The sequence below is a fragment of the Micromonospora sp. 4G55 genome (genome assembly GCF_016803375.1).
The window spans coordinates 1-9,424 of record NZ_JAEVHN010000211.1; the positions used below are offsets into that span (position 1 = coordinate 1).

General features: G+C 71.7%; 10 protein-coding genes. 9 read left to right on the forward strand and 1 reads right to left on the reverse strand.

The window, feature by feature from the left end; genetic code table 11:
* Window positions 1-322: 322 nt before the first annotated feature.
* Together JNW89_RS18170 and JNW89_RS18175 are read left to right on the forward strand one after the other, a co-directional pair.
* Window positions 323-1,630 (forward strand): aspartate aminotransferase family protein, encoded by a 1,308-nt coding sequence (locus JNW89_RS18170; protein ID WP_238449825.1) that lies wholly within the window; start codon window positions 323-325, stop codon window positions 1,628-1,630.
* A 65-nt stretch (window positions 1,631-1,695) separates the two neighbouring features.
* Window positions 1,696-3,195, forward strand: a complete 1,500-nt coding sequence (locus JNW89_RS18175; protein ID WP_238449833.1) for a CoA-acylating methylmalonate-semialdehyde dehydrogenase — start codon at window positions 1,696-1,698, stop codon at window positions 3,193-3,195.
* On the opposite strand, the gene JNW89_RS18180 is transcribed toward JNW89_RS18175, so the two are convergent.
* Complete coding sequence (locus JNW89_RS18180; RefSeq protein WP_238449826.1) at window positions 3,167-4,627, reverse strand: acyltransferase; 1,461 nt, start codon at window positions 4,625-4,627, stop codon at window positions 3,167-3,169. The genes JNW89_RS18175 and JNW89_RS18180 overlap by 29 nt on opposite strands.
* A gap of 192 nt (window positions 4,628-4,819) precedes the next feature.
* Between JNW89_RS18180 and ngcE the strand changes: the two genes are divergently transcribed.
* From ngcE to JNW89_RS18215, 7 genes are all read left to right on the forward strand, one after another.
* Complete coding sequence (gene ngcE / locus JNW89_RS18185) at window positions 4,820-6,016, forward strand: N-acetylglucosamine/diacetylchitobiose ABC transporter substrate-binding protein (protein WP_238449827.1); 1,197 nt, start codon at window positions 4,820-4,822, stop codon at window positions 6,014-6,016.
* Complete coding sequence (locus JNW89_RS18190; protein ID WP_238449828.1) at window positions 5,971-6,234, forward strand: hypothetical protein; 264 nt, start codon at window positions 5,971-5,973, stop codon at window positions 6,232-6,234. The genes ngcE and JNW89_RS18190 overlap by 46 nt, the downstream gene beginning before the upstream one ends.
* Window positions 6,235-6,297: 63 nt before the next feature.
* Window positions 6,298-7,206, forward strand: a complete 909-nt coding sequence (locus JNW89_RS18195; RefSeq protein ID WP_238449829.1) for a carbohydrate ABC transporter permease — start codon at window positions 6,298-6,300, stop codon at window positions 7,204-7,206.
* Window positions 7,203-8,102 carry a carbohydrate ABC transporter permease gene (locus JNW89_RS18200; protein WP_238449830.1) on the forward strand — a complete coding sequence of 300 codons (900 nt, stop codon included), beginning with the start codon at window positions 7,203-7,205 and terminating at the stop codon, window positions 8,100-8,102. Before JNW89_RS18195 ends, JNW89_RS18200 begins: the two co-directional genes overlap by 4 nt.
* Before the next feature lie 122 nt (window positions 8,103-8,224).
* The gene (locus tag JNW89_RS18205; protein ID WP_238449831.1) at window positions 8,225-8,596 is read left to right on the forward strand and encodes a VOC family protein; all 372 of its coding nucleotides are present in this window, start codon (window positions 8,225-8,227) and stop codon (window positions 8,594-8,596) included.
* The gene (locus JNW89_RS18210; RefSeq protein ID WP_154936109.1) at window positions 8,589-8,909 is read left to right on the forward strand and encodes a helix-turn-helix transcriptional regulator; all 321 of its coding nucleotides are present in this window, start codon (window positions 8,589-8,591) and stop codon (window positions 8,907-8,909) included. The genes JNW89_RS18205 and JNW89_RS18210 overlap by 8 nt, the downstream gene beginning before the upstream one ends.
* A complete protein-coding gene (locus JNW89_RS18215) occupies window positions 8,902-9,333 on the forward strand; it encodes an SRPBCC domain-containing protein (RefSeq protein ID WP_238449832.1) in 432 nt (143 codons plus the stop codon). The genes JNW89_RS18210 and JNW89_RS18215 overlap by 8 nt, the downstream gene beginning before the upstream one ends.
* Window positions 9,334-9,424 lie beyond the last annotated feature (91 nt).

Genomic DNA, 9,424 nt, shown 5'->3' on the forward strand with positions numbered 1-9,424 from the left:
GGCCACCTCCCGCGCGCCGTCCGCTCCAACTCCGCGATGGTCTGCGCCAGCCGCATGTCGGACCTCCTGCCACCCGGGGGACCGGCCCAGCGTAGGGCGAGCGGTCCAGCCTGCGGCCGCCCTGCGGAATGAGTGGCGGATCGGTCGGATGTCCACCGGAAAGGATCGCGAAGGTGGCGGTCGGCCCCGGAAACCGCACCGGTCGGGTTGACGCGCTGTCAGGCCGCCACCCCGGCTGCGCTACACAGTGACAGTTGTCCCTGTCGCCGGGTGGTGGAAGCGTGCGGGGAACGCGAATCCGCCGCCGCTGAAGGGTGCGACGATGACCTCCGACGACCTGCTGGCCCGACACCGGGCCGTGCTCCCGTCCTGGATGCCGCTCTACTACGCCGAACCGATCGAGCTGGTGTCCGGCTCGGGTCGCCGGGTGACCGACGCGCAGGGCCGGACCTATCTGGACTTCTTCGGCGGCGTGCTGACCAACATGATCGGCTACGACATCCCGGAGATCCGGGAGGCGGTGGAGCGCCAGTTGCGCACCGGCATCGTGCACAGCTCCACGCTCTACCTGATCCGCCATCAGGTGGAGCTGGCGGAGAAGATCGCCCGGCTCTCCGGCATCCCGGACGCCCGGGTCTTCTTCACCAACTCCGGCACCGAGGCCAACGAGGCCGCCCTGCTGGTCGCCACCAACCACCGCCGCTCGCACCAGATCCTGGCGGTGCGCAACAGCTACCACGGCCGGTCGTACGCGGCGATGGGCGTCACCGGCAACCGCGGCTGGTCGGCGAGCGCGCTCAACCCGCTGCAGGTGGCCTGGCTGCACTCCGGCGAGCGGCTGCGCGGCCTGCTGGCCCGCCTCGACGCCGGCGACCGGATCGACGCGGCGGTGGAGGATCTGCGCGAGGTGCTGGCCACCCAGACCGCCGGCGACGTGGCCTGCCTGATCGCCGAGCCGATCCAGGGCGTGGGCGGCTTCGTGGCCCCGCCGGACGGGCTCTTCGCCGCCTGGAAGAAGGTCCTCGACGAGCACGGCATCCTGCTGATCTCCGACGAGGTGCAGACCGGCTGGGGGCGTACCGGCGAGCACTTCTGGGGCTACCAGGCGCACGGCGTCACCCCGGACCTGCTCACCTTCGCCAAGGGCGTCGGCAACGGCTTCGCCCTCGCCGGCGTGGTCGGCCGGGCCGACGTGCTGGAGTCGGTGCCGGCGATCAGCTTCTCCACCTTCGGTGGCAACCCGATCTCGACCGCCGCCGGCAACGCCGTCCTGGACTACCTGCGCGACCACGACCTGCAGGCCAACGCCGCCCGCACCGGCGCGATCCTCGCCGACGGCCTGCGCGCCGCCGTGGCCGGCCTCGACTGCGTCGCCGAGGTACGCGGCAAGGGGCTGATGCTCGGCGTCGAGTTCGTCCGGCCGGGCGGCACCGAGCCGGACCCGGCGCTGACCACCCGCGTCTTCGAGGCGTGCCGGTCCGGTGGGCTGCTCGCCGGCAAGGGCGGCCTGCACGGCAACGTGCTGCGGATGGGCCCGCCGCTGACGCTGACCGAGGACGAGGCCCGCGAGGGGCTGGCCATCCTCGTCGACGCCATCCGCTCCTGCGCCGCGGCGGAGGTGGTCCAGTGAGCGCGAGGAGTGAGCCGGTCCTGCGAGCCCCGCAGTCGCGAACGGAGGGTGGTTCAGTGAGTGGGATGGACGACGGGACGGTCATCGGGCACTTCGTCGACGGCAAGCGGGTCTCCGGCGGCTCCCCGCGGCGCGGGGACGTCTTCGACCCGGCCACCGGCCGGCGTACCGGGGAGGTGGAGCTGGCCTCGGCCGCGGACGTCGCGGTCGCGGTGGAGGCGGCCGAGCGCGCGGCGCGGGCCTGGCGGGACGCGTCGCTGGCGAAGCGCACGGCGGTGCTGTTCGCCTTCCGGGAGCTGGTGCACGCCCGCCGCGACCGGCTCGCCGAGGTGATCACCGCCGAGCACGGCAAGGTGCTCGCGGACGCCGCCGGCGAGGTGCAGCGCGGCCTGGAGGTGATCGAGTACGCCTGCGGCATCCCGTCGGCGCTGCGCGGCGGCTTCAGCGAGAACGTCTCCACCGAGGTCGACTCGTACAGCCTCCGGCAGCCGCTGGGCGTGGTGGCGGTGATCTCGCCGTTCAACTTCCCGGTGATGGTGCCGCTGTGGTTCGTGCCGGTGGCGGTGGCCTGCGGCAACGCGGTGGTGCTCAAGCCGAGCGAGAAGGACCCGAGCGCCGCGCTGCTGCTGGCCGAGTGGTTCGCCGAGGCGGGCCTGCCCGACGGCGTGCTCAACGTGGTCAACGGCGACAAGGAGGCGGTCGACGCGCTGCTGGATCATCCCTCGGTGCGGGCGGTGTCGTTCGTCGGCTCCACCCCGGTCGCCCGGTACGTGCACCAGCGCGGGTCGATGGCCGGCAAGCGGGTGCAGGCGCTCGGCGGGGCGAAGAACCACATGGTGGTGCTGCCCGACGCCGACCTGGACCTGGCCGCGGACGCGGCGGTCAACGCCGGCTTCGGCTCGGCGGGGGAGCGGTGCATGGCGATCTCGGCGCTGGTCGCCGTCGAGCCGGTCGCCGACGCCCTGGTCGCGAAGATCGCCGAACGGATGTCCGGGCTGCGCACCGGCGACGGGCGGCGCGGCTGCGACATGGGTCCGCTGGTCACCGCCGCGCACGCCGAGCGGGTCCGCTCCTACGTGGAGTCGGGCGTGGCGGCCGGCGCGGTGCCGGTGGTCGACGGCCGGGACGTCACCCCGGACGGGGAGTCGGGCGGTTTCTGGCTCGGCCCGACCCTGTTCGACCGGGTCACCCCGGATATGTCGATCTACACCGACGAGATCTTCGGTCCGGTGCTCGGCGTCGTCCGGGTCGGCTCGTACGACGAGGCGGTCGAGCTGGTCAACGCCAACCCGTACGGCAACGGCACGGTGATCTTCACCAACGACGGCGGCGCCGCCCGCCGGTACCAGCACGAGGTGGAGGTCGGCATGGTCGGGATCAACGTGCCGATCCCGGTGCCGATGGCGTACTACTCGTTCGGCGGGTGGAAGTCGTCGCTCTTCGGCGACCTGCACGCGCACGGCGAGGACGGGGTGCGTTTCTTCACCCGGGGCAAGGTGGTCACCAGTCGTTGGCTCGACCCGCGCCACGGCGGGGTCAACCTCGGCTTCCCCACCCAGACCTGAGCAACCGCAGCACGCCCGCCCCGGCCAGGTACGCCACCAGCGCCGGGACGGGCGTGCCGAGCGGCTCCGGGGCGTCCTTCGGGGTGGTGCTGTTGACCAGCAGCCCGCCGATGACGGCGGCGTACCCGGCCACGGTCAGCGCCGCGCGGACCCGGCCGGCCCGGCCGCTGCGCCGCCCGGTGCGGTGCCGGGCGCTGCGCGTCTCGATCGGGCCGAAGACGGCGACCAGGACGGCCAGCACCACGGCGAGCAGCAGCAGCCAGGGCACCCGCCAGCCCCACCAGGCGGCCGAGCCGACCGGTGGGGTGGGCAGCAGTCCGACGGCGTCGAGCAGCCCGATCAGCAGCACGGCGGCGGTCAGGTGCCAGAGGAAGACCGTCAGCACCACCAGGTTGACCGCGATCACCACCCGCCACGGTCGGGGCCGGCGCAGCCAACGCCGCGCCGGGGCGAGCAGCAACAGGATCAGCCCGAGCTGGGCGGCGGCGAGGGCGAGCAGCGCCAGGCTCGGCGGCGAGGCGTTGTCCAGCCGCTCCCCGGGCACGTTCAGCATCGCCACCGGCCACGGCCCGACGACGGTGAGCAGGATCAGCGCGGCCAGGCCGCCGGCCAGCAGCGCCAGCGCCGTCGACCGGGACGGTGGGCAGGCGTCGCCGGCGTACGCCCGGCCGGTCGGACCCCGACGGCGGGTGCGAGTCGCCGTCTCCGCCGGGGCGGGCGGTGCGGTTCCGGATGGCCCGGACGGCCCGGATGGCTCGGACGGTGGTCCGGTCGCGGGGGTGCGGGCGTCGTACCAGGCGAAGCCGAGCTGGTGCACCGCCAGCCAGCCGAAGAGGTAGTTGCCGGCGGCCAGCGTCGCCGGACCGGTCAGCCGGCCGAGGTCACCCAGCGCCACCAGCGCGACCAGCGCCAGCGGCACGGCCAGCCCGTAGCGGCGGTGCAGCGCGTACATCGGCGGGGTGAGGGCCACGACCAACAGGTAGGCGACCAGGAACCACAGCGGGATGGTGGCGAACCAGATCACGGTGCGCAGGTGGCTGGGGTCGGTGCCGCGCAGCCGGCCCAGGGCCGCGGCGACGGTGAGCACCAGCAGCAGCGCGCTGGTGGGGCGGACCAGCCGGGCGCTGCGGTCCAGCAGCCAGCCGGCCGCGTCACCGCCGCGGGCCCGGTGGCGGGTCAGGGACGCCGCGTTGGCGTAGCCACCGACCAGGAAGAAGACCGGCATCACCTGGGCCAGCCAGGTCAGCGGGTACGCCCACGGCAGGTCGGCGAGCGCGGAGTGCCCGGTCGGTCGGCCGGCCGGGTCCCGGCCGATCACGGTGACGCCCCAGTGACCGGCGACGACCATGGTGATCGCGAGCGCGCGGAGCAGGTCGACGTAGCGTTCCCGCCGGGCCGGGGTCCGCTCCGCGAGCTGGGCCAGGCGGCGCATGCGCTCAGGCTATGCCAGCGCGGTGCGGCCGGTGGTGATAACGGATCGGCCGCCGGGTCTTGAAGTCGGCGCGCTCCTGCCGTAGAAATTCTTCAGCAACAACAGGCAAACTGAAGAGAATCAACGTGCCTCGACCGGCGGACGCCATCCGATGTCATCGGCGATCCGCCCCACCCGAACCGAGGAGAGCTGATGAACAGGCGTGAGATCCTGCGGCGTACCGCCGCCGCCGGCCTGCTGGCCACCCCCGCGGCGGGCCTGCTCGCCGGCTGCGCCACCGGCGGTGGCGACGACAAGGCCGACGGCGGCACCTACAAGGGCACCAAGAGCGAGCAGAACCCCCTCGGGGTCAAGGAGGACGCGCCGCTCGAGGTGGTGATCTTCAACGGCGGCTTCGGCGAGGAGTACGCCAAGGCCCACGAGGCCATGTACAAGGAGAAGTACCCGAAGGCCGAGATCAAGCACTCGGCCACGCAGGAGATCAGCAAGACCCTCCAGCCGCGCTTCGTCGACGGCACCCCGCCGGACGTGGTCAACAACTCCGGCGCCGGCCAGATCGACTTCAACGGCCTGGTCTCGCAGAACGCCCTCGCCGACCTCGGTGAGCTGCTCGCCGCCCCGAGCCTCGACATCCCCGGCAAGACCGTCAAGGACACCCTGTTGCCCGGCGCGGTCGAGGTCGGCTCGTACGACGGCAAGTTCCTGGTGTTCAACTACACCTACACCGCCTACGGCATCTGGCACTCCACCAAGCTGTTCGGCGAGCGCAACTGGTCGTACGGGAAGACCTGGGACGACCACATCGCGCTCTGCAAGCAGATCAAGGCCGCCGGAATCGCCCCCTGGACGTACGCCGGCCTGCACCCGCGCTACATGAGCTGGCCGCTGATCGCCACCGCGATCAAGTTCGGCGGACCGTCGGTCGCCACCGCGATCGACAACCTGGAGCCGAACGCCTGGAAGTCCGACGCGATGAAGGCCGCGGCCGATGCCTGGCACCAGATCGTCAAGGACAAGTACATCCTGGAGGGCTCGCCCGGCCTGGACCACAAGCAGTCGCAGACCGCCTGGTGCCAGGGCAAGGCCGCCTTCATCTCCTGCGGCTCCTGGCTGGAGAGCGAGCAGAAGGACGTCACGCCGGCCGGGTTCAACATGACCGTCCAGCCGACGCCCAGCCTGGGCAGTGGCGACAAGCTGCCGTTCGAGGCGATCCGGGGCACCGCGGGCGAGCCGTTCATGGTGCCGGCGAAGGCGAAGAACGTCGCCGGTGGCCTGGAGTACTTCCGGACCATGCTATCCAAGAAGGCGCCCAGGACTTCACCAAGAAGGTCGCCAGCCTCACCGTGGTCGCCGGCGCCACCGACGGCGTCGAGCTGCCGTACGGGCTGAGCACCGTGGTCAAGGCGCTGGACGCCTCCGGCACCAACGGCTTCAACTGGGTCTACAACAACTACTACCGCAAGCTGGAGCGCAACCTCGTCGACGCCGCGTGCGGCGAGTTCTTCAGCGGCCGGATCGGCCCGGCGGAGTTCCTCGACCAGTGCCAGAAGGGCGCCGACTCGATCGCCCAGGACAGCTCGATCAAGAAGTACAAGCGCACCGCGTGACAACCCGGCCGGTGGGGACCGTCCACGGTCCCCACCGGCGACCGCCGGGAGTTGGGGCCCACCGTGAAACATGGCAAGTACCCGCTGATCGTCACCTTCCTGGTGCCGCCGGTGCTGCTCTACGTCATCTTCGTCGTATCGCCGTACCTGCAGGCGTTCCAGATCTCCACCACCGACTGGCTCGGCTACTCCGCCGACGCCAACTCCGTCGGGCTGGCCAACTTCCGCGCGCTCTGGCACGACGACTACGTCTGGAACGCGCTGAAGAACAACGCGATCCTGCTGGCCCTGGTGCCGGTGCTGACGATCGTCCTCGGGCTCTTCTTCGCCACCATGCTCAACATGGGCGGGCGCAAGGGCCGGGCCGGGGTGACCGGGGTACGCGGCAGCGCGCTCTACCGCACCGTCTACTTCTTCCCCCAGGTGCTCTCGGTGGTGATCATCGCGCTGCTCTGGAAGGAGGTCTACCACCCCAACAAGGGCCTGCTCACCAGCGCGTTGCACGCGATGGGGCTCGGCTCGCCCACCTGGCTCGGCGACCCGCGGACCGCCTTCTGGTGCGTGCTGGCCGTGATGGTGTGGAGCAACGTCGGCTTCTACGTGGTGCTCTTCGGCGCCGCGATGTCCGCCGTGCCGAAGGAGATCTACGAGGCGGTGATGCTCGACGGGGCGTCCCGGCTGACCACCCTGCGCCGGGTCACCCTGCCGCTGCTCTGGGACACCGTCCAGGTCGCCTGGGTCTACCTGGCCATCTTCGCCCTCGACGGGTTCATCCTGGTGCAGCTGATGACCAACGGCGGCCCCAACTTCTCCACCGACGTGATCGGCGTGCGGATGTACGACACCGCGTTCGGCAGCGAGACCAAGTTCGGCTACGCCTCGGCGATCGGCGTGGTGATGTTCTTCCTGACCCTGTCGGTGGCGGTGCTGTCCCTGCGCGCCGGCCGACGTGACCGAATCGAGTATTCGTGACCACCCTGGACGAGGCCGCCCCGGTCGCCGCGACGACCGCGCGCCCGGCCGACCGCCCGGTCCGCCGCGAACTCGGCGTCGCCAACGTCTTCTCGCACGGCTTCCTGCTGGTCTGGGCCGCGCTGACGGTGCTGCCGCTGCTGTGGATGTTCGTCAGCTCGTTCAAGAGCAACGGCGAGATCCTCGCCGACCCGTGGGGGCTGCCCGAGACGCTGCGCTTCGAGAACTGGGCCCGGGCCTGGACCGACGCGCACATCGGCCGGTACTTCCTCAACAGCCTGGTGGTGGTGGCCGGCTCGGTCAGCCTGACCATGCTGATGGGCGCCACCGCCGCGTACGTCTTCGCCCGGTACGAGTTCCGGGGCCGGCAGTTCGTCTACTACCTGTTCGTCGGCGGCCTGATGTTCCCGGTCTTCCTCGCCCTGGTGCCGCTCTTCTTCGTGGTCCGCAACGCCGGGCTCTTCGGCACCTGGACCGGCCTGATCCTGGTGTACGCGGCGTACTCGCTGCCGTTCACGGTCTTCTTCATGACCGCCTTCTTCCGCACCCTGCCGACCTCGGTGGCGGAGGCGGCGCTGGTCGACGGCTGCGGCCACTTCCGGCTCTTCTTCCGGGTGATGCTGCCGATGGCTCGTCCGGGACTGATCAGCGTGGCGATCTTCAACTTCCTCAGCCACTGGAACCAGTTCCTGCTGCCGCAGGTGCTGATGCAGGGCGACGAGTCGAAGTGGGTGCTCGCCCAGGGGCTCTTCGCGCTCTCGGTCAGCCAGGGTTACGCCGGCGACTACGCCCGGCTCTTCGCCGGCCTCACCATCGCGGTGCTGCCGGTGCTCGCCGTCTACGTGGCCTTCCAGCGGCAGGTCCAGTCCGGTCTGACCGCCGGTCAGCTCAAGTGACGCCTGTCCGATCCCGATCATGATGGCCGGCGACCCCGGGCGGGGGAGCGCGGCACCGTCGCCGCCACCCCTTCCCGACCCCCGGCTTGACCGGTAGGAAAAGTCCTACCTATGGTGGGCGCATGACCGTGACCCATGTGCAGCTGCTCTCCGTGCCCGTCAGCGACCAGGACCGGGCCCGTGACTTCTACGTCGACGTCCTCGGCTTCGACCTGGTGTGGGACAACCCGATGGGCCCCGGCGGGCGTTGGGTGCAGGTGGCCCCGAAGGGCGCCGCCACCGCGCTGACCCTGGTCACCTGGTTCCCGACCATGCCGCCCGGCTCGCTCAAGGGCCTGGTGCTGGAGACCGACGACCTCGACGGCGACGTGGCCGCCCTGCGCGACCGGGGCGTCGTCTTCGAGGGCGACATCCAGGTCGCCCCGTGGGGTCGCTACGCCACCCTCCACGACCCGGACGGCAACGGCATCGTGCTCCAGTCCACCCGTGTCTGAGGCCGACGTCTTCGCGGCGCTGGCCAACCCCACCCGCCGCGAGGTGCTCCGGCTGCTGCGCGAGCGTGGCGAGCAGCCGGTGCAGCGGCTCGCCACCCACTTCGACATGCGCCGGCCCAGCCTGTCGGAGCACCTGCGGGTGCTCAAGGACGCCGGCCTGGTGACCGAACGACCCGTTGGCCGGCAGCGGCTCTACGCGTTGCGCCCGGAGCCGCTGCGCGAGGTGGCCGACTGGCTCACCCCGTACGAGCGGTTCTGGCGGGCGAAGCTGGCCGAGCTGCGGGACGTCCTCGACGGGATGCCCGATGACTGAGCCCACCACGACGATCCGGGTCGACCAGTTCCTGCCGCACCCGCCGGCGAAGGTGTGGCGGGTGCTCACCGAGCCCGACCTGCTCGCCCGCTGGCTGATGCCGAACGACGTCGTGCCGGTCGTCGGGCACCGGTTCACCTTCCGTACCGAGCCGCGGCCGGCCCAGGGCTTCGACGGCGTGGTGCACTGCGAGGTGCTGGAGGTGGACCCGCCGCGCCGGCTGCGCTGGGCCTGGCGCGGCGGGCCGCTCGACACCGAGGTGAGCTGGACCCTCGCCCCGGAGGGGCGCGGCACCCGGCTCTTCCTGGAGCACAGCGGCTTCGATCCCGACGACCCGGTCCAGCAGCGCACCGCCACCCTGCTCGGCGGCGGCTGGCGCTCGCACGTCTGGCGGCGGTTGGAGGAGATCCTGGCCGCCGACTGACGGGCATGGCTCCGGCCGTGCCGCGCGGGGCACCGCCCTCGGCGAGGGCCGGCCGAGGCGGTCGGGCTTGAGCCGACCCCGGTCGGGGCGG

Excerpts from the sequence above, each read along its gene's own strand:
- JNW89_RS18170 (WP_238449825.1), top strand. The coding sequence starts at position 323 with ATGACCTCCGACGACCTGCTGGCCCGACACCGGGCCGTGCTCCCGTCC.
- JNW89_RS18180 (WP_238449826.1), bottom strand. The coding sequence starts at position 4,627 with ATGCGCCGCCTGGCCCAGCTCGCGGAGCGGACCCCGGCCCGGCGGGAA.
- JNW89_RS18215 (WP_238449832.1), top strand. The coding sequence starts at position 8,902 with ATGACTGAGCCCACCACGACGATCCGGGTCGACCAGTTCCTGCCGCAC.
- JNW89_RS18175 (WP_238449833.1), top strand. The coding sequence starts at position 1,696 with ATGGACGACGGGACGGTCATCGGGCACTTCGTCGACGGCAAGCGGGTC.
- JNW89_RS18205 (WP_238449831.1), top strand. The coding sequence starts at position 8,225 with ATGACCGTGACCCATGTGCAGCTGCTCTCCGTGCCCGTCAGCGACCAG.
- ngcE (WP_238449827.1), top strand. The coding sequence starts at position 4,820 with ATGAACAGGCGTGAGATCCTGCGGCGTACCGCCGCCGCCGGCCTGCTG.